This is a genomic window from Cyanobium sp. Lug-B (assembly GCF_024345635.1).
Classification (GTDB): domain Bacteria; phylum Cyanobacteriota; class Cyanobacteriia; order PCC-6307; family Cyanobiaceae; genus Cyanobium; species Cyanobium minutissimum.
This window is the reverse complement of sequence record NZ_JAGQBM010000009.1, coordinates 1-21269: the sequence shown is the minus strand read 5'-3', so window position 1 is coordinate 21269 and position 21269 is coordinate 1. Positions and strand designations below refer to the sequence as shown.

18 protein-coding genes and 1 pseudogene are annotated in these 21269 nt (G+C 67.2%); 7 read left to right on the top strand and 12 right to left on the bottom strand.

All coding sequences use genetic code 11. The features are described from left to right. Positions 1-52: 52 nt before the first annotated feature. From KBY81_RS03685 to KBY81_RS03675, 3 genes are read left to right on the top strand one after another with little or no spacing between them, the layout of a single operon-like run. Positions 53-1177, top strand: a complete 1125-nt coding sequence (locus KBY81_RS03685) for a zinc-binding dehydrogenase (protein WP_254975647.1) — start codon at positions 53-55, stop codon at positions 1175-1177. 44 nt (positions 1178-1221) lie between these two features. Further along, entirely contained in the window at positions 1222-2430 is a 1209-nt protein-coding gene (locus KBY81_RS03680; protein WP_254975646.1) for a hypothetical protein, read from the top strand. A 4-nt stretch (positions 2431-2434) separates the two neighbouring features. Continuing rightward, on the top strand, positions 2435-5128 hold the full coding sequence (locus tag KBY81_RS03675; RefSeq protein ID WP_254975645.1) for a sugar porter family MFS transporter: 2694 nt from the start codon (positions 2435-2437) through the stop codon (positions 5126-5128). Between the two features lie 85 nt (positions 5129-5213). On the opposite strand, the gene KBY81_RS03670 is transcribed toward KBY81_RS03675, so the two are convergent. The 12 genes from KBY81_RS03670 to KBY81_RS03615 form a co-directional block, all read right to left on the bottom strand. Then, on the bottom strand, positions 5214-6395 hold the full coding sequence (locus tag KBY81_RS03670; protein WP_254975644.1) for an LLM class flavin-dependent oxidoreductase: 1182 nt from the start codon (positions 6393-6395) through the stop codon (positions 5214-5216). Then, positions 6392-7171, bottom strand: coding sequence for an alpha/beta fold hydrolase (locus KBY81_RS03665; RefSeq protein ID WP_254975643.1), 780 nt, complete (start codon positions 7169-7171; stop codon positions 6392-6394). Before KBY81_RS03665 ends, KBY81_RS03670 begins: the two co-directional genes overlap by 4 nt. Positions 7172-7285: 114 nt before the next feature. After that, positions 7286-8473, bottom strand: coding sequence for a glycosyltransferase family 4 protein (locus KBY81_RS03660; RefSeq protein WP_254975642.1), 1188 nt, complete (start codon positions 8471-8473; stop codon positions 7286-7288). Next, positions 8448-8663: a hypothetical protein gene (locus tag KBY81_RS03655; RefSeq protein WP_254975641.1), complete on the bottom strand. Its 216-nt coding sequence runs from the start codon at positions 8661-8663 to the stop codon at positions 8448-8450. Before KBY81_RS03655 ends, KBY81_RS03660 begins: the two co-directional genes overlap by 26 nt. 77 nt (positions 8664-8740) lie before the next feature. Next, positions 8741-12040, bottom strand: a complete 3300-nt coding sequence (locus KBY81_RS03650; protein WP_254975640.1) for an SDR family oxidoreductase — start codon at positions 12038-12040, stop codon at positions 8741-8743. A 13-nt stretch (positions 12041-12053) separates the two neighbouring features. Further along, positions 12054-12971: a radical SAM/SPASM domain-containing protein gene (locus tag KBY81_RS03645; protein WP_254975639.1), complete on the bottom strand. Its 918-nt coding sequence runs from the start codon at positions 12969-12971 to the stop codon at positions 12054-12056. 62 nt (positions 12972-13033) lie between these two features. Next, entirely contained in the window at positions 13034-14362 is a 1329-nt protein-coding gene (locus KBY81_RS03640; RefSeq protein WP_254975638.1) for a glycosyltransferase, read from the bottom strand. A 15-nt stretch (positions 14363-14377) separates the two neighbouring features. Next, positions 14378-15229: a hypothetical protein gene (locus KBY81_RS03635; RefSeq protein ID WP_254975637.1), complete on the bottom strand. Its 852-nt coding sequence runs from the start codon at positions 15227-15229 to the stop codon at positions 14378-14380. A 65-nt stretch (positions 15230-15294) separates the two neighbouring features. After that, entirely contained in the window at positions 15295-15702 is a 408-nt protein-coding gene (locus KBY81_RS03630) for a VOC family protein (protein WP_254975636.1), read from the bottom strand. Positions 15703-15761: 59 nt separating this feature from the next. Continuing rightward, the gene (locus KBY81_RS03625) at positions 15762-16583 is read right to left on the bottom strand and encodes a hypothetical protein (RefSeq protein ID WP_254975635.1); all 822 of its coding nucleotides are present in this window, start codon (positions 16581-16583) and stop codon (positions 15762-15764) included. Between the two features lie 58 nt (positions 16584-16641). Next, positions 16642-16983 carry a hypothetical protein gene (locus KBY81_RS03620; RefSeq protein WP_254975634.1) on the bottom strand — a complete coding sequence of 114 codons (342 nt, stop codon included), beginning with the start codon at positions 16981-16983 and terminating at the stop codon, positions 16642-16644. A 23-nt stretch (positions 16984-17006) separates the two neighbouring features. Then, positions 17007-17618 carry a DUF3177 family protein gene (locus KBY81_RS03615; protein WP_106220804.1) on the bottom strand — a complete coding sequence of 204 codons (612 nt, stop codon included), beginning with the start codon at positions 17616-17618 and terminating at the stop codon, positions 17007-17009. A gap of 60 nt (positions 17619-17678) precedes the next feature. Here KBY81_RS03615 and KBY81_RS03610 point away from each other — a divergent pair, with 60 nt between their 5' ends. The 4 genes and pseudogenes from KBY81_RS03610 to KBY81_RS03595 all read left to right on the top strand — a co-directional run. Beyond that, complete coding sequence (locus KBY81_RS03610; RefSeq protein WP_106220805.1) at positions 17679-19004, top strand: FIST N-terminal domain-containing protein; 1326 nt, start codon at positions 17679-17681, stop codon at positions 19002-19004. A 2-nt stretch (positions 19005-19006) separates the two neighbouring features. After that, on the top strand, positions 19007-19732 hold the full coding sequence (gene trmB / locus KBY81_RS03605; RefSeq protein ID WP_254975679.1) for a tRNA (guanosine(46)-N7)-methyltransferase TrmB: 726 nt from the start codon (positions 19007-19009) through the stop codon (positions 19730-19732). After that, the gene (locus KBY81_RS03600; protein WP_106220807.1) at positions 19732-21048 is read left to right on the top strand and encodes an IctB family putative bicarbonate transporter; all 1317 of its coding nucleotides are present in this window, start codon (positions 19732-19734) and stop codon (positions 21046-21048) included. The genes trmB and KBY81_RS03600 overlap by 1 nt, the downstream gene beginning before the upstream one ends. Beyond that, positions 21039-21269, top strand: a pseudogene (locus tag KBY81_RS03595) (N-acetylglucosamine kinase); the annotation flags it as partial. The gene KBY81_RS03600 and the pseudogene KBY81_RS03595, both read left to right, overlap by 10 nt.

Here is a 21269-nt window from a genome sequence, read left to right as displayed (position 1 = left end):
CCAGCCGGCACGGCAACGACCATCGGCGCATGCAGGAGGCCGAAGGAGGAGCATGACGGCCGGCGCCACCTCCACCTGCAGCCTGGTGCTCCATGCCACCGAAACCGGCGACGGCGAGGAACCCCGCCAGGCCAATCGGCGCTACAAGGATCCCCGCATCACCCTGGAGCAGCGGCATCTCCAGCCCCTCCATCCCGGCGCGCTGCGGCTGCAGATGCTGCGGGTGGGCCTCTGCGGCACCGACCTGCACATGACCCAGCGGGACCCGCTCGGGTTCGTGCGCAGTTCCGCCCCCGCCTCGATCCCCACCCAGGGCCGGGTGCTAGGCCATGAGGGCATCGGCCGGGTGATCGCCATCGGCTCCGATGTCTCCCGGTTCCGGGTCGGCGACATCGTGGCGCCGGAATCGGTGCTGAGCTGCGGAGCCTGCCGCTGCTGCCGGTCGGGGGCCTTCAACCAGTGTCTCGACGCCCGGCTCCTGGGCATGGAGAAGGACGGGCTGTTCGCGGCGATCGCCGATGTGCCGGCCCGATCGGCCGTGGCCATCGGCGAGCTGGCCGGGAGCGAGCGGGGCCTGCAGATGGCCGCCTGTCTGGAGCCGGCCGGGGTGGCCCTGCTGGCCTGCCGGAAAACCCAGATGGCCCCCGGCGACAGGGTGCTGGTGTTCGGGGCCGGCCCGATCGGCTTGCTGGTCGCCATGATGGCCCGCCGGCTTCACGGCGCTTCGCAGGTGAGCGTCGTCGAACCCTCCGCCTACCGCCGGGACTTCGCGGCGGCCTGGGCCGACCAGGTGGCGGAATCGGCCGAGGCGCTGGAGATCCCGGACGGCGGCTGGGACGTGGTGGTGGAAGCCTCCGGCGTGCTCGCCAACGTCGATGCCGTGTTCCGCCGGATCGCCCCGGGCGGACGGGTGGCCCTGCTGGGCCGGGGCGGCCAGGCCCTGCGGATCGGGGCGGTGGACCACATGATCACCAACGCCATCAGCGTCATGGGGCTGCGGGGCCATCTCGGCGGGGTCTACGAGCGGCTGATCGACCTCTGCCTCTCCGGGGTTCTGCCGCTGGATCGGATCGTCAGCACCACCATCGACGGGCTGGAGCGGCTGCGATCGGTGCTCGAGCACCCGGACGACATCGCCGGCGGCGACTGCAAGATCGTCATCAAGCTCGCCGATTGACAAGCCCGCCGATAGACCGCTGCCCACACGCACTGATCACCAGCATGGCCAACCCCTTTCCCCTGGACGGCGAAACGTTCCTGAAGATCCGCATCTCCGTGCGGATGCTGAAGTGCAACTTCAGCTGCAGCTACTGCGTGGCGGCGGCGGGCCAGAGCCAGGTGAGCGGCATCGACTACAGCCGGGGCACCAGACGCAACATGTGGGGCACCGAGGAGGGCCGGGGCATGGCCCGCAGGGCGATCGAATGGGCCGCCTCCCTGCCCTATCGCATCGGCGTTCGCTACGACGTGCACGGGGAGCCCTTCCTCAACGCCGACGTCATCGAGGACCTGATCTGGCTCACCGCCCAGCCCAATGTGGCCTTCGTGGAGGTGCAGACCAACGCGTCGCTGTTCAGAAAGCGGCTGCCGGAACTGGCCGGCCCCATCGAGCCCTCCAGGCTCAAACTCTTCTGCACCTTCCATCACACCGAGATCGCCCTCGACGACTTCCTCGCCAACGTGACCCTGGCCGCCGAGCTGGGCTTCGACGTGGTGGTCAACACCCTGCTCTCCACCGACAACGTGGCGATCATCCGCGAGGCCCTGGCACGCTGCGCCGAGCTGGCCATCCCCACCTCCGCGGATCTGAAGTTTCCCGGCTTCGATGTGCCCGCCACCGAGGCGATGAGCGACGCCGTCGATGTGGACAAGCGGGCCCGGCATTTCCTCAGCCAGGACCCGATCGAGGCCCTGCTGGCGGCCGGTGAACCCGGCCTGGAGGTGTTCCGCACCATGGCCGACAGCGGACCCCTCGGCCGGGAGATCCGCTTCCTGGCCGCCCTGCTGGTGGGCCTCTACGGCGGCAAGGGGCGGCTCTGCTCGGCCGGCCACGACTACCTGATCGTCGACAACTGGGGCGATGTCTTCCCCTGCACGAGCTACGCCGACACCCGCATGGGCCGCCTGGGCTCGGTGCTGGATCCCGGCTTCGTTCCGGCCCTGCGGGAGGAGGTCTATGCCCCCTGCCAGTACGCCGAGACCTGCCACCAGAAGGAGGAGTACGGCAACCTGCGCCTGCTTCGCGAGCACCGCGACCTGCAGACGATGAGCCTCAACTGTGTCTGCGGCGAGGGCAAGGCGGTGGACCCCCGGACCCTGTTCGACAGCCGCCTGGCCCTGCTGGAGACCGCCCGCCACAATCCCCAGACCGGCCGCGTCGGCAGGCCCGCCACCGCCGGCGCCGCCCCCGCCGTCGCCCCGGTCGCCTAGCCGGATGGCCAGGGTCTGGATCTTTGCGCTGCTGGCCTCCCTGGGGGGCCTGCTGTTCGGTTTCAACGCCACGACCCTCGGCCTGGTGGCTGCAACGGCGGCCAACGACTGGTCGCTCAGCCTGGGCTCCCAGGTGCTGCTCAGCGGCGCCTTCTTCCTCGGCGCCATCCTCGGCACCGTCTTCATGGGGCGCTTCGGGGATGGGCTGAGCCGCCGGGATGTGATCACCACCAGTGCCGCCTGCTACGCCTTCTTCGGCTTTGCCTGCGCCATCTCCGAGCGCTTCGAGGAGCTGGTGGTGGCCCGCTTCTTCCTGGGGCTGATCGTCGGCGTCACCTCCCTGGCCATCCCCCTCTACATCGCCGAAATCTCCCCGGCCAGGCACCGGGGCGCCCTCGTGTCCCTCAACCAGCTGAGCATCACCCTGGGGATCGTGCTCGCCTTCGTGATCGAGACCAGGCTGGTGGACGACCAGGACCTGTCCCAGCTGTACACGATCAGCGGCATCCTGGCCGTGATCGTCAGCATCGGCGCGATCATCCTGCCGGATTCCCCCGCCTGGCTGATCAAGCAGGGCGATGGGGACGCCGCCCGCGCGGTGCTGAAGGTGATCCACGGCCCGAAGGCGGACGCGGAGGTGGCCGCCATCGAGGAGAGCCTGGCGGACAGCCATCCGAACGTGTGGGTGGGGCTGCTGGAGCCCGCGAATCGCCGGCTGCTGGGCATCGGCATCCTGCTGTTCGCCATCCAGCAGCTGAGCGGCATCAATTTCGTGCTGCAGATGGCGGGGGACGGTTCCCTCTTCCAGGGCCTCGACCTGGGCTGGGATCTGGTGATCGTGGTCGGGCTGGTCAATCTGTTCAGCACCCTGCTGTTCGTGCTGCTGGTGGATCGCCTGGGGCGCCGGCCCCTGCTGCTGGTCGGCCTGGTGGGTCTGGCCCTGTGCCTGACCGGGCTGATTCTTGAATCCACCACCGGCGTTTTCCCCGCCACGCTGGCGGCCGCGAGCCCCTTCCTGCTGCTGGGCTACGTGGCCTTCTTCGCCATCGGCCTGGGCCCCCTGCCCTGGCTGTTCGTGGCCGAGATGTATCCCCTGCCCGTGCGGGGCCTCTCGATGAGCCTGCCGATCACCGTCAACTGGCTGATCAATGCCGTCATGGTGTTCGCCGCCCTGTCGGTCGACTCCCCGGACGACACCCTGGCGATCTACGGGATCTCGCTGGCCACCACCGTGCTGGCGATTCCGCTGTGCTTTGTCCTGGTCCCGGAGACGCGGCGGCTGCGGTTCTCCCAGATCCGCCGCACCTGGCACCGGTCGGGGACGGCCAACGAGCGTAACGAGATCGCCGCCACGCTGGCCACCAGCGTCGTGACCATCGGCGGCATCTTCTTCGGCTACAACCTGACCGTCATCGCCGGTGCCCTGCTGCAGATCCGGCCGGCGTTCGCCCTCACCCCCTTCAGCAGCGGGCTGGTGGTGAGCGCGGTGCTCATCGGGGCGATCCTGGGGTCCTTCGTCAGCGGCAACCTGGCGGCGGCCTTCGGCCGGCGCTACATGCTGATGACGACGACCGTCGTTCTCATCGTCGGCACCGCCGTCTCCGGCCTCTCCGACTCGGTGCAGGTCCTGGTGCTCGGTCGCCTCGTCACGGGCCTGGCCACCGGCGTGACCGCCAGCATCGTGCCGCTGTACATCACCGAAATCGCCCCGGCCCCGATCCGGGGCCGGCTGAACGCCATTCAGAATCTGGCGGTCGGCATCGGCGCCCTCATCGCCTACGGAACCAACACCCTGCTGATGGCCGTGCCGGAGGGTTGGCGGGCCATGCTCTACCTGGGGTCCGTGCCGGCGCTGCTGCTGGGGATCGGGGCCCTGTTCCTGCCGGAATCGCCCCGCTGGCTGATCGCCAGGTCCCGCTTCAGCACCGCCGAACGGATGCTGCAGAAGCTCTGCGTCGCCAACCCCAGGGAGGAGGTGGCGCAGATCCAGGCCAGCGCCGAACACACCCCGGCGGGGGCGGGGACGACGCCCCTGTTCTCCACAACCATCCGGCCGCCCCTGCTGATCGGCCTGACCCTGGTGTTCTTCCAGGAGTGCACGGGCATCATCATCGTCACCTACTACAGCCCGACGATCTTTCAGGCCTGCGGGGTGAGCGATCCCACCACCGCCAGCCTGCTGACCACGATCGGCGTCGGTGGCTTCGGCCTCGCCATGAGCAGCCTCTCCTTCCTGCTCGTCGATCGGCTGGGACGTCGCACCCAGTTCCTGATGGGCATCCTCGGGGTCCTCACCAGTTCGATCGGCTTCGGATGGATCTTCGCCGTGCTGCCCCAGGGCACCCCTGCGGTTCAGTCTCTTGTTCTGATCTGTTTCATCCTGTTTGTGTCCTCCTTTTCCCTGAGCCTGGCCCCGGTCTGCGGCATGGTGGTGTCGGAGATCTTTCCCCAGGCGGTGAGAGATCGGGCCATCGGCTTCGTGATCGCCTTCCAGCTGCTCTGCGGCATGGTGGCGTCCTTTGTGTTCCCCATGCTCGCCGATGCCCTGGGACTGGCGGTGGTGTTCTTCATCAATGCCGCCATCGCCGCGATGGGGCTGCCCTTCTGGTCTTCCGTGATGCCGGAAACCCGAGGCAGGAGCCTGGAGGCCATCGAGGAGCACTGGCTGGCGGGGCAGAGCCCCGCGACCCTGCGATGACCGTGGACCCGGAGAAACCGTGGGTCCGGCGAAACGCTGGAGCTCCCATCGCCCCTGCGTTCATGGCCCCTCCTTCCATACGTCCCTAACTGGATCTGCCTGCCGTTGCGTAGGGTTCTGCGGTTGCAACTCCTCGGAAATGGGGCATGACCTCCTGTGCGAAGAGTTCGAGATTGCGCTTCGTTTGCGCAGGCGGCAGGCTGCCGAATTGCATGATGGCGCAGAGATGACCGATGCCAAGCCGCTGCTGGAACTCCGCCAGACGGCGACGGACGGTGTCGGGTGACCCCACGAGGAACATGCCGAGTTTATCGACGGCCTCCAGGGTATGTCCCCCCATCAACGTTTCGCGGCTTGTGATGAGGAGTGTTTTCAGCGAGGAAATCGATGTGTAGCCCGGCGGCAACAGCATCTCATTGGTCATGCGCAGAAACTTGTTGAAGAAGGCCTCAATATGGGGTTTGGCCTCGCTTCGGGCGATGTCATCGGTTTCTGCCACATAGATGGGCAGGGCCATGCCCAGCTGCTCGGGACCCGCGGTGTATCCGTACTCGCTGGCACACGTGCGGTAGGTCTCCATCAGACCGCTCACCACATCGACGGGGCTATACACATTCAGATAGATGTACTTTCGTTGGGGATGGGCCGCCCAACGGATGGTTTCCAGACTGCCCCCGGAGGGGATCATGACTTCGGGGTGGGGCTGCTGAAAGGGACGCGGCCACAGATTGACGTATTGGTAGCTGTAATGCTTACCCTCAAACGGGAAGGGCCCCTCCTCGGTCCACGCCCGGATGATCAGGTCGTGAGCTTCATGGAAGCGCTCCAACGAATACGTGGGATTGACTCCGGTGGCATGATATTCGACCCCGATCCCTCTGACAAAACCAGCAATGAAACGGCCGCCAGTGACGTTATCGATCATGGCGTATTCTTCCGCCACCGCGAGGGGATTCGACAACAGGGGCAACGCACGACCGAGGATGCAGATCTTTGCTCTCTTGATGCTTCTGGAGAGCGCGCCTGCCATCACCCCCGGCGCCGGCATCAGACCATAGGCGGACTGGTGATGCTCATTGACACACACACCATCAAAACCAAGCGCATCGGCCAGTTCAAGCTCATCAAGATAGCGGTTATAGAGCTGATGGCCAATCCTGGGATCGTAATAACTGTTGGGGAGCACCAGGCTCGCCGAAACATGCTTGTCAACGTAATCCAGATCGAGCGCCCCGTAGGGCATCAAGTGGAAGGAATAAAATTTCATGCCGATGCCCTCGCCATAAAGTCTTTGAGGTCCTCAAGCCAAAGATCGGGCGCATCCAGCATGGGAATATGTCCGCAGTCCGTATAGATCTTGAGCTGAGAGTGGGGGATCATCTCGTGGTAGCGATGGGCATAGACCTCGGGGAAGAGCCTGTCGCTGTCGCCCCATTGAATCAAGGTTGGCATCGTCAGTCGATGCAACCATTTACGTAGATGTGGATTATGAAAACGAGGATACCAGGCCAAGCGGGCGGCCATCTGTCTTGCCTTCAACAGGAATTCGAGATCGCCTTCACTCGATTGCTTCGCTCGCATGGTTTCCCTGGCCTGCTGACTGACAACCAGATGGCAGAGCGTTTCTTCCGGGTTCCAGAGGAAGGCATCTCCCATGGGGCTGCCGTCAACGCGGATGCCGGCAGCGGAGCACAGGCTGAGGCTTCTGATGCGTTGCGGCTGCATGACGGCAATCTCTGCGGCCAGCCAGCCGCCCAGGCAATGGCCGGCGAGATGGCATGTCTCAATCTGCAGCGCGTCCAGGACATCGAGGTAGAACAGGGCCAGATCAGCCATGCCGTCGATCCATTCTCCCGAGCTCGATGCGCCAAATCCGGGATGATCGGGAAAAATCACATCGTTGCGCTCAGTCAGTCTGGAAAGAACGCTCTCCCATGATGGTCGTCCATCAAGGCCATGCAGAAGCAACAGCGGCTCCCCTTTGCCGCCACGCTGATAAAAGACCTGACAGCCTCGGACGTCGGTTGTGCAGTCAGTGATCATGGGCATCGTCGAAGCCGAACCGAAGCGTCAGCTGTTGGTCATCCGGTCCTGGGGCGGCACGTTGTGGCTGCGATCGTTGTGGTGGCCGTGTCCGCGAGATCTCCATGGTGGCTTTCAGGCAGAGACGTCTTCACGGACGCCGCCATGGACCAACCCCTGATAGAGCTGATGGTGTCTTTCGATGGAATCATGCCATGGGAAATTCTCACAGACCTTCCGTCCGTTCCTGATCATGGCTTCCTTGGAGGATTCTGACATAGCCATGAACTGATGGATGGCCTTCTCGATGGACTCAGCGCCCAGTCCGTCCATTCGGATCGCGCATGCTTCCGTGAGATATTCATTCATTCCTCCGACAAACGAAGCGATCAAGGGTGTGCCGCACGCCAGTGTCTCGATGCCAACGAGGCCAAAGGGCTCATGGATACTGGGAAAGATCACAGCGTCGGCTGCTCGAATGAAATTAAACTTGTCATGGCCTGAGGTGAAGGGAATCCGGTGCAAGTCATCTCGCTGGCGTGACAGATTCTCGAGCCGTTGATACAATTCAGGATTGGAGCCGTCCTGCCCTCCCATCACGATCAGATCGACCCCGCTTGGCAATCGGACATCGAGCAAGCGTCCGACATTTTTCATCGTATCGATACGACCGAAATACAGCAGTTTCGTGGCGTTCTTTCCTGGAAGCTTCTTCTCTTCAAAGGGAATCGCGTGAACGTCGCCCAGATGGATGCCGTGCGGGATGACTTGTGAATGGGGCGGTCCATCCAGCCTGAGTTGATCGCTCCGGTTCAGGAAGATGGCCATGTCTGACGCCTGGATGCATTCGCGCTCCAATCGCTCAATCTCGGCCACAATCGACCGTTCGACGGGCGGAGGAGCAATGGACTCCCTTTTCAAATCCTCCATCAACAGGGAATAACTCAATTGGGTCGTGTACACCGACTTGATGTCGCCTCCCCAGTAGCTTCCCAAGGCGTTGCCGACCGGAATGGACGTCCAGTCCTGCATGTGGATGATATCGGGCCGGCTCAGGTTCTTGATCGCATGGACGATTTGAGTGGGAGCGTTCATCAGGGTCTGCACAATAAAGTCACGACCCAGGCCTTCCCTGTACCCACAGGCGAACACCTCGATTTGATCCGTTACTTTTTGATCGCCATTGTTCCACCGCAAATCCAAAACCTGGATCCTGATGGATGGATCCGCTTTGGCCAGGCCTTCAATGATTTCCTTGACCGAGACTCCCAAGCCGCAGGAGGGCTTGAATGGGTTGTCACAGAGAAGGAATAGGATCTTCATGCACTGAGGCCAGGATTCCGCACGCCGATCCCATGTTCAGCAGGAAGGAGGGATCGAAGACAATGAAGCATGCCGAAGCAAACGACTTGGAGTGGGCAGAAACCGCGGGAATCACCCAACCAACGTAACCGAAGGCTATGGAGCTCGCCACGATTCCGGGGGTGCGGATGATCTGGCTGCTGGCGGTCATCGACACCAGGCTCGACGCCGATCCCAGGGCGATGGCCGGACGGCCCCTGGGGAGAGGTAGTGAGCGAAGGGGCCGCCTCAGCCGTGACCAGCGGCCGCGACGGCCTCGGAGCAGACCTTGTCCAGATAGGCAACCGGGAAGCCTGCGCAGGTCTCGGCTCCCGCCCGCCGGACAGGGCGGTACGCCTCCAGCACATCCAGCAGCGACAGGGCGCGCTGCTCCGCGGGCAGCCGGCGCAGGGCCGGCTCGATCCGCTCCAGCCACTCCCGGTAGCTGGCTGTGCGCTGCAGGGGAAAGCCCGACGCCTCGATCCGCTCCACCAGGGCCTCCAGCGGAAACCAGCCGTCGGCGGGGCCACCGAGGGTGAGCAGATGGAAGCCCTCGGGCGCGACATCCCCCAGGGCCACGATCGCCTGGGCCAGCTGATCCACGGGCAGGCCGCTGGCGTGGAAGCCCACCGATTCGCCGCCCGCCTCGTTGCTGGAGAAGCCCGGGGGGGCCAGGCCCGTGAGCAGGAGGCTGTGGATCAGGCGCGAGAGGATGTCATCCGGGTTGCGTTCCCCGGCCAGCTGCCGATCGGGCAGCACCAGTCCCGATCGCAGGATGCGGATCGGCAGGGCCGTGGTGGCATGGGTGGAGCGCAGCAGCTGCTCGCAGGCCCACTTGCTGGCGAAGTAGCCGTTGGCATAGGAGCCATCGAGGCGGAGGCGCTCCCCCAGAGGGGCCACGCCGATGGTGGAGATCAGGTCGATCGGCTTGCGCCGGTGCGTCAGCGCCAGCCGCACGAGCTCGGCGGTGCCGATGACGTTGGGTCGCCTGAGGTGGCGGTACTCCAGCCGGTGATTGACCAGGGCGGCGCAGTGGCCGATGGCCTCGATGCCGTGGGCCAGCCGGTCGTAGGTGGCGGCATCCAGCCCCAGCCGCGGGGCGCTGATGTCCCCGGCCACCACCTCCAGATGGTCCGCCGCCAACATGCGCCAGCGCGCCGCGGTGGTGGGGTCGAGGTGGGCGAAGCGGGCCTCGAGGCGCTCCCGGGCGGACCGGGTGTGGCTGGGCCGGACCAGACAGACCAGCCGCCCGCCCGTGCGGGCGAGGCGCTCCAGCCAGGCCAGGGCGAGACGACCACCCAGAAAACCGTTCGCCCCGGTGAGCAGCACCGAGCGAGCCGGCCATGGGGCCGCTGGCAGCAGCGCCGCCGCATCGAGCGTGGCCCCGTCGATGAAGGCCTCCACCCGGAAGTCCTCGGCGGCGAGCTCACTGGTGGCGAGATCACTGGCCACGCGATCACTGGTGGCGAAATCCCCGGCGGCGTGCTCCTGGCCAGGGCCGGCGCCGCTGGCCCGCAGGATCCGCGCCCAGGCCGCGATCGTGCCGTCGGGGCCGAGGATCTGGCTCGCCTCGATGGCGACGCCGAACTCCGCCTCGATCCGCACCGACAGCTGAACGGCCCCCAGGGAGTCACCGCCCAGGTCGCGGAAGCAATGGCCCTCGAGGGCTCCGTCGTCGTGGACGCCGAGGGTGCTGTGCAGCAGCAGCCGCAGCCGCTGCTCAAGGCTCAGCCCGGCGCCGGGCTGCCGCAGGGTCGCCAGGGCCGCATCGCCGAGACGGTCGTGGCTGTCGTAGAGCGCGGCCAGGGCCTCCTGATACCGCTGGCGAATGGCCGGCCGGATCGGCTTGCCGAGGGAGGACAGCAGGCCGTTGGCATGGGAGAAGGGTTCCTCCGCCAGCAGGACAGCGCGGGGAATCTCGAAACTCTTCAGGCCCTGCTCCCCGGCCAGCTGCACCATCTCCTCACGCACCAGGGCGACCAGCGCGGCGTCGCTGCCAGGGGGCCGGGGCCGCCGCGCCAGCGCTTCCCGATCCGGCACGACCACCGCCAGCAGATAGGACCGGCTGCTCTCGCCATGGACATGGATCTGGGCCACCGAGGCGCAGCCATCGGCGAACAGCTGCTCCAGGGCACCGACGGCGACGAACTCCCCCTGCGACAGCTTGATGACGTTCCGGCGGCGGTCGATGATGGCGATCTGGCCCGGGCCCCGCTCCTCGACCACATCCCCGGTGCAGGAGAAGCCGTCGGCATCGAACAGGGCGGCCGTCGCCTCCGGGTTGCGGAAGTACGCGCGGATGCCGAACCGCGTCTTGACGCACAGCTCGCCCCTCGGATAAGGGCGGTCGGAGCGGAAGTAGCCCGACTCCGGCACATCCCGCAGCCGGTAGTCCAGGACGTTGGAGCGGTTGAGCCGGCCGTTCATGGCCAGGCCGCCGCTGGCCGTCTCGGTGCTGCTGTAGCCCTCGTGCACCGGCACCCCGAAGGTGTCCTCCAGCAGCGCCCGGATGCGGGGCGCGATCGGCGCCGAAGCCACGACGATGGATTCCAGCCGGTCGCCCAGGAAGAAGCGCAGGTCGCCTGACTTGGTCGATCGCACGTGCTGGTCGATCCACTCGCAGAGGCGCGGGAACAGCACCAGCCCCGTCGGACGGGCCAGGTGGATGTCCTCGAAGACGGTGGAGAGATCCGGCTTCAGGGTGAAGCAGGCCAGGCCGCCGCAGTTGAGGGCGGTGACCATGGAGTCCCTGCCCATCATGTGGTGGAAAGGGGCAAGCACCACCGCCACCTTCGGCTCCGGACCGGTGACCTGCCGCCAGGTGTTGCTCAGGGCCGCGGCGGAGATGCAGGCCCCCTTGGGTAGGCCGGTGCTCCCCGAGGTGTGGATCAGCAGGGCCATCGCCTCCGGGTCGACGGCGGCGGGGGGCGGGACGTCGAGGCCTTCGCCGCGGCGGAGGAGATCCGGCAGCAGCAGCAACGGCACGGTCGACCCGGCCGCCCGGAGCGTGGCCTCGGCCTCCTCCAGGAGGGTCCGCTCAGCGGTGATCCGGGTGTCGGCGTCGAAGACGATCAGCTGCCGGAGGCAACCGTGGCGCCGCACCAGATCCACCATCGCGGGCAGCTGGGCGATGGACACGGCCAGCGCCGCTGGGGTGGCCCGCTCCAGGATGGCGTCGTACTCAGGGGCCGAATGGTGGCCCGACAGGGGCATCGGCACGGCTCCGACATAGGCCAGGGCCAGGTCGATGACCGCGTAGTCGATGCTGGCGAAACCGAGGATCGCCACCCGCTCGCCGCGGCGGATGGCGGCAGCGGGATCGGCGTGCCAGGCGCTGGCGAGGGACCGCACCCGATCGCGCAGGGTTCGGTAGGTGATGGGACGGAACTCCGCCAGGGTTCGGCGGTGGGTGGCTCCGCTGGCGGGGTCGGCCGCCACGGTGTAGGCGCGCTCCGCCAGCGCCGGGCGCTCGGGATGGGCCACCAGAAAAAAGTCGATCAGGGCCCCGTAGGCGAGCGACGACGGGGGGACAGCGGAGGACTCGCTCACAACGACGATGGCGTCAGGCCGGTGCCTTGTCGAACGCGAAGACCGGAAAGTTCTGGGGCAGCTTGATGGCGTAGACGCAGGTCCTGCAGAGGTCGTAACCGGGAATGGGACTGGGCAGGACGTCGGCGAACGACTGCTCGAAGATGTTTCCGAGCACATGATCCATGTGGTAGTCCTGGCAGCAGAGAACGACGTCGCCGTTGGGAAGCATCACGTTGTTATAGATGTATTCATCCCGTCCGCAGATCACGGGACCCTCATGGGAGGAGGCCACGAAGTTTTCGGTGACGCCTTCATGCTCCAGGTTGCCCGAGCGGGAGTTCATCTTGGGCAGCGACACACTGGACGGCGGAAAGATGGAGGCGACATCGGGATGGATCGTATCCATCGCCATGACGGAGAAGTTCTGGATGTTGGCTGCCTTCAGGGCTGCGAGCACCTCCAGATACTCCGGCGTGACATCAATCTTCGCCAGCCGCCTGGCATCGGGAAGATGGATGGTGAAGCCCCCGTGGGGAAAGGCGCTGAAGGGGATCGCCTTGATCTGCTCGACGTCCGCCAGCGTCATGCCGACCGCCGTGGTGAAGACACACAGGGGGTGACCCTTGCGGTGGGCATAGAGGATCATCCGCGTGCAGTCCTCATTGAGGAACGGCTCGGAAAAGCCCGCAAAGATGATAATCACATCCTCCGGCATCTTGTCGAGCGCCAGCCGGAAGTCGTCGAAGGCCAGCTTGCGCTTCGGGCTCCTGTATTGGCTGAGGAGACTTTTCTGGGGGCAGAAGGTGCAGTTCACCTTGCAGCCCACCACCGTCGTGATCTCCATCATGTAGGTGGGGACACGAACATCCCGCAACCGATGGTGCGTCAGCGGATGGTCGTTCTTCCCTTGGTGATTCTTCGCGTGGTGCTTCTGCGGCTGGGCTGCCATGACCGAGACACCTTAGGAAGCCTGATTGAAGCTAGCACGACATCACGATGCGACAGAAAGATTTAAGGCCAGTCGCTGATGCCGCCGGCCACAAAGCCGGCCGAGACATCTTCGATCAACGCCACCGCCTGCTCGAGGCCACGCTCATGTTCGATCTGATCCTTCATGCGGCGCAGTCCCCGCTTCAAGGCCGCCTCGCCCATCGCCTTCCCAATCAGCGGCCGGAGCCTTGCCCCCGTGATCGTTCGTACATCCGCCGTCAGGGCCAGCTGATGATGGGCCGCCCGTACGGCATTACCCGGCTGATCCCTGGCGCAGGGAAGGATCACCATGGGCACCTCACGCTGCACACATTCCATGATCGAATTGAGCCCGCCATGGTGAACCATCACGGCGGTATGGCGCAGCAACGTGAGCTGCGGAATCCAGGACACCACCAGCAGGTTGGCGGCTGACGCAAACGCCCCGATGAGGGCCGGGTCGCTGATGTGGAGCACGAAGAACCACTCCGGAGCCATGGCGCTGGCCTCGGCCACAGCCGCAAAGAAGCGCCTGGCCTGGCGGTAGGCCGCCGAGCTCGTGCCCAGCGAGCAGAGGATGATCGTCCGGCCGGAGGGATCGAACGGCAGCGGCGGCTCCTGCCGCTGGAGATCGATGAAATCGCCACAATGGCGCCGCTCCGGGGGCCGGGCGCCGGGAAGCTGGAAGGCGGCCGGACACAGCACAAGCTCGGGCAGGATCAGGTGGGGGCCGATCTCATCCTGGCGATAGTTGACGTTGCGCCGGCAGCGGATGCCGGACTGCCGGGCCACCGCCAGGAAGGTGTCGGTGAGGTGGTGCATGCGCAGCGGGGCCCGGTAGGCGCCGACCAGCCGGGAGGCCAGGCGCTTGGTGACCAGATACCGGAGGTGCATCAGCTTCCAGGCCAGGGAGATCCGCAGGGCCGAGAGCGCTCCACGGCCCGGCCTCAGGGAGGTCACCGCCGGGGGGATCAGGGGATTGTCGAAGAGGAAGAGCGAGGTGGAGATCTGGAGGGTGGGGATCCCCAGCCGCAGGGCCCGCAGGGCGACGTACCACAGGAACGAATCACAGAGCAGCAGGTCCGGCCGGTCCGACAGCAGACAGGCATCGAGGCTGCCGTCGACGATGGCGGTGGTGTAGCGGCGAAACAGGGCCTCCGCCGTCGCCGGAGTCTCCGGCGCCTCGCCTGGGGCGGCAAAGAGATGGCCCGCGAATGCGATGAACGGAAAGCCCTGGTCTTCGACGAGTTGCCGCACCCGGGGAAGCCCGAGGTAGGCCACGTGGTGGCCGCGGGACGCCAACTGTCTGGCCAGCCGGAACGTCCCCAGGTGATGGCCCGCCTCGCCATGCATGGAGAACAGGATCTTCAAGCCGGTGTCACGGCCTCAATCCACCGGCCGGCAGCCCTCGAACCACATCACATGCCGGGCCGGGTCGTAGTCCTTGTACTGCCCCGTCAGCCGGATGCCCTGGCCTTCACGCAGGGAGAGGGCATAGGCGCCCTGGCCCTTGGCGGCCAGGCAGCTGATCTGGGTGAGGAAGCGGAACTTGCCGAACTTCAGCACCAGATCGTTGGTGGAGCGGGGAATGTCATAGTCGATGCGGTAGGCGCTGCCGTCCCTGGCGACGTGCGCCACCCGACCCTTGATGGTGAACGTCTTGCCCTGGTAGCGGGAGGGAATCGAGGCGGCGTTGGTGTCGGCTTCCTGGGCGATCTGCTGCGAGAGCACCAGGGCATCGATCACCACCGGTCCAGCCGAGGAGACCGCCCCCGCGCTGCGCTCCGCCGCCGCGATGCCTTCCGGGCCGCCCTTGATGGCGTTCAGCATGGCGCAGAGTTCGTTGCGCGCCCCACCGGCCCCGGCCAGCATGCCGGCCGGGAGCTTCGCCTCCAGCTTCACCCGGGCGGCCGCCTGCTCGGCGAGGGCGGTGGCGATGATCGGGAACGGCCGGGCGGCGCCGGAGCGGGGCTGCTCGAGCAGCATGCTGCCATCGTCGGCCTCTTCGCTGAGGATGTCGTAACCCCGGCCGGCGGCGATGCCGCGCAGCTGGCGAATCGCCACCGGTGGCGTCAGGTCATCGATGGTGAGTTCCGCCTCGAAACGGGTGCCGGAGAGGGGGTTGCCCTTCTGCGCAAAGCTGTCCTCGCAGGCGCCGGCACGGGCCGCCTCGGGGAGGGCCAGCACAACGACCAGACCCGCCAGGGGCAGCAGGAACCGGAGGGTTGGGTGGAACAAATGACTCAGGAGCTCTCGGGCGATGACTTTACCGAGGGCCTGCATAGAACCCTCTATGGCAGCCGCTATCGCGGATCCTTGACGGCTGCTCCCCCGTCCCAGGCTGCGGCCTGCAGCACGATCCGATAGCCGTCGTGATCTGCAAAGGTGCGCCCATCCCGCTCCCAGTAGGGATTCAGGGACGCCACGGGCGTGAATCCTGCTGCCAGCAGGGATTCACAGCGGTTCAGCCAGTCCTGCCTGTCTGGAAGAAAGAACACAAGTAAGTCTTCCTCTGTGGGCGATGGAGCAACGGGATGGGTTCGGCAGTAGGTGAATTCAAGGTGATACCCCCCGCCCGGCTCTCCAAGCATGACCCCATCAAAGCCGTCGTGATTGTCGAAATGCCCGAGGCGCGTGAGACCCAGACCCTCGCAGTACAGCATCTCCGTGCGGCGGAGGTCTGTCACTGGACGGGCCAATCGGAAGTGCATCATCCGTGTCGCTTCCAGTTCAGGAGGGAGATGATACCCAAGGCCATTCAGGCTGCGGCTCAGGGGATGAGCGCCCCTCGCCCCAGGGCTGCCAGGACGGACTCCTGAGCCAGGCGGCCGAGGCGCGCGCGGGGCTTACCCGTGAGTCCAAGCCAGTCAGGAATCAACGCGCCTTGGGCGGCAAAGTGTTCTACGTGAACCACAACAACCCTCCCGTCTGTATAGCTCACATCATTGAGTTTTCGCCACTTTCCCGGCCGGGAAAGCCTGAAGATCCTCATGGCTGCGTCGACATAGTTGAGGCCAGTGCCGAGGCCGAACATCACGATGAGCTTCGTCGCCTCAGGAAGGGAGCTGAGGAAGCGGATGGCACAACGGGTGGCAACGTCGTGACCGAACGGCAGAGCCACAAACTGATCGAGCATGCCACCGCCAGATCCTTTCCACCTCCCGGACTTTCTGTCGAAGCGCTCGACCGTGCAGCGCACCAGAGAGCCAAAATGGAAGCGGCCGGATGGGTCCGCGATCAGTTCATCCACAGCCTTGCTGCCCCTCTCCATCGGCACCCCGGGCAGCAGACCGAGATGGGCAAGGATTTTGGCCACATTTCCACGACTCCCTTTGAATGCGATCACGTCGTGCGCTGTCGAGGCCAGGGAACCTGCCTGGCGCGGTCCCTTAGAGAAACCAAGGACCACGATGTTCGGAGAGGAACTTCCCCAGGCGAGTGGATTGTTGGTGATGCGCCAGTCACCTTGGCTGCGTTTTGTCGTGTCGAAGACGACTGGCTTGCCTTCAAAGCAAAGCTTGCAATCAACGCGACCGTGAGAGGGGAGACACGGCATGGCCGGGATGTCCTGGTTGGTCTCTTGATCCGCCAATGCTTCTTCGCGATCAATCCATGATGGCCTCCCCCCAGCCACCCGGCAGGCAACGGATTCAGCCCCCGGCCGCTCCGTCCCAGGCCACCGGATCCAGATAGCTCGCCGCCGGCAGGGGCCCCGCCAGGCAGCGTTCATCGCTGGGGTTGAGCGGCCCGGCCAGCAGCAGGGCCGCGGTGATGCGGGCCGAGGCCGGCAGGGCCGGCTGGTCGGGGTCGAAGGCGGTGGGGTGGGTGACGCTGCTGGAGAAGCCGCGGAAGATCAGCAGCTCGAAGGGTTCGTCCCCCCCGGAGCCCGGCAGGGTGCCCACCAAGCGCAGCACCCGGTCGGGGCGCTCCCGGCTGATCGTTTCCAGCGCGGCCAGCAGGGCGGCAACGGAGGGGGAGGCGGCGTCGGTCATGGGGGGCAGCTCCAAAGCACAGCTCAGAACTCGCCGGCCACCCGGCCCAGCCGGGGCAGACGCACCACCAGCCACTGGAACAGCCCCACCGCGTAGGCCACCAGGGCGGCGTAGCCCACGAAGGCGGCCACGCCTGGCGTCCACTCGCCGCCGAACACGAAGGCGAACACCCGGGCCACCACGCCGTGCAGCCCCTGCGGCGCCTCCAGCCAGGCCCGGCAGAGGCGCAGACCGGCGCCGCCCATGCAGGGCAGGGCGGTGACCGCCAGGCTCGCCCCGCCCAGGGAGAGCAGGGTCAGGCTCCAGCGCCAGATGCGCAGGGTGAGCGGCAGGGCCCGCCAGGGGGGCATGTCGGCCAGTTCCTCGTTGAGATCCACCCAGAACCACAGGGTCGCCACCACCAGCAGCGGCGCCAGCACCAGCAACAGGAAGCCGGTGGGGCGGTTGTCGGTGAGCAGCAGCAGGGCGATCAGCTGCAGGCTGGCCACCTTCCAATACAGGCCCATCAGGCGCACCAGGGCCTGCTCCTTGCGGAGCACCGCCCAGACGAGCAGCACCAGCGGCAGCCCCACGGCGAACAGCATCCCCAGCCGCACGTCGAGCCAGACCAGGGAGCGATAGAGCTGTTCCGGCACGTCCGCTCGGTTCGGTAAGGCGCCATTATCCGTGTGCCCCCCAGGCGATAGGGTCCGTCCATGGGTTCCCTCCCCTCCTTTCCCTGGCTGCAGCGTCGTCCCGGCGGCCCCTGGTGCCGCACCGCCCTTGGCCGGGATGCCTCGCTCCAGGAAGCCGTCAACCAGGTGTTCGAGCAGCTCCGGGGCACCGGCGAGGCCGACCTGGCCCTGGTGTTCGCCTCCGCCAGCTACGCCAGCGACCTGCCCCGCCTGCTGCCCCTGCTGCAGCAGAAGCTCAACGCCGCCCACTGGCTGGGCTGTGTCGGCGGCGGCGTGGTGGGCACCGACACGGCGGGGGTTCCCCACGAGATCGAGCACCAGCCGGCCCTGGCCGTCACCCTGCTGCGGCTGCCCGGCGCCCGTCTGCGCCCCTTCGCCATCGACACCACCTCCCTGCCCGACCTCGATGGTCCGGCCGAGCCCTGGCGGGAGCGGGTGGGGGCTGAGCTGGAGGAGGGCCAGTCGATGCTGCTGCTGCTCGATCCCACCGGCACCGCCATCAACGACCTGATCAGCGGCCTGGATTACGCCTACCCCAACACCACCAAGGTGGGGGGCATTGCCGGCCCCCACAGCGCCGCCCACGGCTCGCTGCTCTTCGGCCCGGGTGGCAGTGGCGCCAGCGACGGCGACCCCGCCGACACGGTCCGCACCGGTGCGGTGGGTTGTGTGATCGAGGGGGCCTGGCGGCTCGATCCGCTGGTGGCCCAGGGCTGCCGGCCCATCGGCCCGGTGCTGGAGGTGGAGCAGGCCCAGCGCAACGTGGTGATCGAGGTGAGCTGCGGCAGCACCCGCAACAGCCCCGTGGCCGCCCTGCAGTCGATCCTCACCGACCTCACCCCCGCCGAACGGGAGCAGGTGAAGCATTCCCTGTTCCTCGGCGTCGGCCGCAGCGACTTCAGCCTGCCCACCGCCGACCTCACCCCCGTGCCTGAGGCGCCCGGCTCCTTCCTGGTGCGCAACCTGATCGGCGTCGATCCCCGCAACGGGGCGGTGGCGGTGGGGGAACGGATGCGGGTGGGCCAGAAGGTGCAGTTCCAGCTCCGCGATGCCGATGCCTCCCGGGATGAATCCCGCCAGCTGCTGGCCGGCCAGGCCCGGCGGCGCAGCGAACCCCTGGCCGCCTTCCTGTTCGCCTGCCTGGGCCGGGGTGAAGGCCTCTACGGCCAGGCGGATGGTGACGTGAGCCTCTGCCGGGAGGTGTTCGGCACGGTGCCGATCGCCGGCCTGTTCTGCAACGGCGAGATCGGTCCGGTGGGGGGCACCACCCACCTGCACGGCTACACCGCCAGCTGGGGCTTCCTGGTGCCCAACGACCCGCCCGGGGGCACCGCCGCGCCGCTCTGATGGTGCGTCAGCACGTCAATCCCCTCAGCCGGATCCACCAGCTGGCGCGGCCCCTGCCGCCGCTGATCGAGCTGTTCGCCGATCCCTCCCGGCCCCTCCACCTCGACATCGGCTCCGCCCGGGGGCGCTTCCTGCTGGCGATGGCGCCCCTGGCGCCGCAGCGCAACCACCTGGGCCTGGAGATCCGCCGGCCCCTGGTGGAGGCCGCCGAGGCCGACCGCCGCCGGGACGGGCTGACCAACCTGCGCTTCCTCTACGGCAACGCCAACGTCAACCTGCCGGAGTGGCTGGCGCTGCTGAGCCCCGGGCAGCTGGAGCTGGTGACCCTGCAGTTCCCCGACCCCTGGTTCAAGCTGCGCCACCGCAAGCGCCGAGTGCTGCAGCCCGCCCTGCTGCTGGCGATCGCCACGGCCCTGGCCCCCGGCCGCCGCCTGTTCCTGCAGAGCGATGTGGAGGGCCTGATCACGCCGATGCGCCAGCTGGTGGAGGCCAGCGGCGTGTTCGAGCCCGCCGGGCCCGAGGAGTGCGGGCCCACCGTCAATCCCCTGCCGGTGGCCACCGAGCGCGAAGCCCAGGTGCTGGCCGAGGGCAAGCCGGTGCACCGCAGCCTCTACCGCCGCAGCACCGCCCCGCTGCCGCCACTGGCGGAGCTGGAACGCCATCTGGACACCCGCCTGGAAGCCACGGGCGACGGCGTCGATAATCGCGACGACGCCGCCGCGGATTGATGGTGCCTGCCCCAGCTCCCGTGCCCCTGCTGCTGCGCTGGCAGGGGCTGCTGGCCGGCCTGCCCGCCGGCCGCCTCGGCGCCCACCTGCCCCTGCTGGCCGGCTGGATCCTCTGCGCCCTGCTGGCGGGCCTGCCCCTGGTGACCCGCTCCGGGCTCAGCCTGCTGATCGCCGCCTCCGCCCTGCTCTGGGTGGTCTGGGCCCTGCGCACCCCGCCGGGGCGCCTGGGGGCCATCAACACCTGGCTGCTGCTGGTGATCGCGGTGGCGGTGGTGGCCACCGGCTTCTCGCCGGTGCCCAAGGCCGCTCTGGTGGGACTCGTCAAGCTGCTCAGCTACCTGAGCGTCTACGCCCTGATGCGCCAGCTGCTGGCGACCGCGCCGGTGTGGTGGGACCGGCTGGTGGGCGCCCTGCTGGCCGGTGAACTGGTCACCAGCGTGATCGGCATCCGCCAGCTCTACGAGGCCCCCGGGGCCCTGGCCCGCTGGTCGGACAGCAACTCGGTGGCCGAAGGCACGGTGCGCATCTACAGCACCCTGGAGAACCCCAACCTGCTGGGGGGCTACCTGCTGCCGATCCTGCCCCTGGCCGTGGTGGCCCTGCTGCGCTGGCAGGGGCGCGGCCGGCGCCTGTTCGCCCTGGCCAGCCTGGTGCTGGGCCTGGTGGCCTTGGTGCTCACCTACAGCCGCGGTGCCTGGATGGGCATGGTGGCCTCCCTGGGTCTGCTGGCCCTGCTGCTGGTGCTGCGCCAGACCCGCGACTGGCCGCCCCTGTGGCGGCGCCTGTTCCCCCTGCTGCTCCTGGCCGGGGCCACCGTGGTGCTGGTGCTGCTGGTCACCCAGGTGGAGCCGCTGCGGGTGCGGGTGATGAGCCTGCTGGCGGGCCGGGAGGACAGCTCCAACAACTTCCGCATGAACGTCTGGACCTCGGCCCTGGCGATGATCCAGGACCGCCCCTGGATCGGCATCGGCCCCGGCAACAGCGCCTTCAATCTCATCTATCCGCTGTATCAGCAGCCCAAGTTCAACGCCCTCAGCGCCTACTCGATCCCCCTGGAACTGCTCGTCGAGGCCGGCATTCCGGGGCTGCTGGCGGGGCTGGGCCTGCTGCTGAGCGCCGTGAAGGTGGGCCTGGGCCAGTGGCGCCGCACCGCCCCCCTGGCCCTGCCGAGCCTGGCGGCGGTGGCCGTGTTCGCGGGGCTGGGGGTGCAGGGCCTCACCGACACGATCTTCTTCCGGCCGGAGGTGCAGCTGATCGCCCTGTTCAGCCTCGCCACCCTGGCGGCCTCGGCAGCGGATCCAGCGCCATGCGACTGATCGCCGGCTTCGACGCCGGTCAGACCCACACCACCTGCCGCCTGGCCCTGGCCGGCGATGCCAGTGCGGCCGGGCCGGGCGACGTGGTGGGCGAAGCGGACGGTCCCGGTGTCTGCCACCTGGCCGCAGCGGAGGGGCCCGAGCGCTTCGGGGCCGCCCTGCGCGAGAGCCTGCGGCGGGCCCTGGCGCCCCTGGCCACCGCCGGCGTGGCCACGAGCGAG

Excerpts from the sequence above, each read along its gene's own strand:
- KBY81_RS03685 (WP_254975647.1), top strand. The coding sequence starts at position 53 with ATGACGGCCGGCGCCACCTCCACCTGCAGCCTGGTGCTCCATGCCACC.
- KBY81_RS03680 (WP_254975646.1), top strand. The coding sequence starts at position 1,222 with ATGGCCAACCCCTTTCCCCTGGACGGCGAAACGTTCCTGAAGATCCGC.
- KBY81_RS03675 (WP_254975645.1), top strand. The coding sequence starts at position 2,435 with ATGGCCAGGGTCTGGATCTTTGCGCTGCTGGCCTCCCTGGGGGGCCTG.
- KBY81_RS03670 (WP_254975644.1), bottom strand. The coding sequence starts at position 6,395 with ATGAAATTTTATTCCTTCCACTTGATGCCCTACGGGGCGCTCGATCTG.
- KBY81_RS03665 (WP_254975643.1), bottom strand. The coding sequence starts at position 7,171 with ATGATCACTGACTGCACAACCGACGTCCGAGGCTGTCAGGTCTTTTAT.
- KBY81_RS03660 (WP_254975642.1), bottom strand. The coding sequence starts at position 8,473 with ATGAAGATCCTATTCCTTCTCTGTGACAACCCATTCAAGCCCTCCTGC.
- KBY81_RS03655 (WP_254975641.1), bottom strand. The coding sequence starts at position 8,663 with ATGACCGCCAGCAGCCAGATCATCCGCACCCCCGGAATCGTGGCGAGC.
- KBY81_RS03645 (WP_254975639.1), bottom strand. The coding sequence starts at position 12,971 with ATGGCAGCCCAGCCGCAGAAGCACCACGCGAAGAATCACCAAGGGAAG.
- KBY81_RS03630 (WP_254975636.1), bottom strand. The coding sequence starts at position 15,702 with ATGCACTTCCGATTGGCCCGTCCAGTGACAGACCTCCGCCGCACGGAG.
- KBY81_RS03620 (WP_254975634.1), bottom strand. The coding sequence starts at position 16,983 with ATGACCGACGCCGCCTCCCCCTCCGTTGCCGCCCTGCTGGCCGCGCTG.
- KBY81_RS03610 (WP_106220805.1), top strand. The coding sequence starts at position 17,679 with ATGGGTTCCCTCCCCTCCTTTCCCTGGCTGCAGCGTCGTCCCGGCGGC.
- KBY81_RS03600 (WP_106220807.1), top strand. The coding sequence starts at position 19,732 with ATGGTGCCTGCCCCAGCTCCCGTGCCCCTGCTGCTGCGCTGGCAGGGG.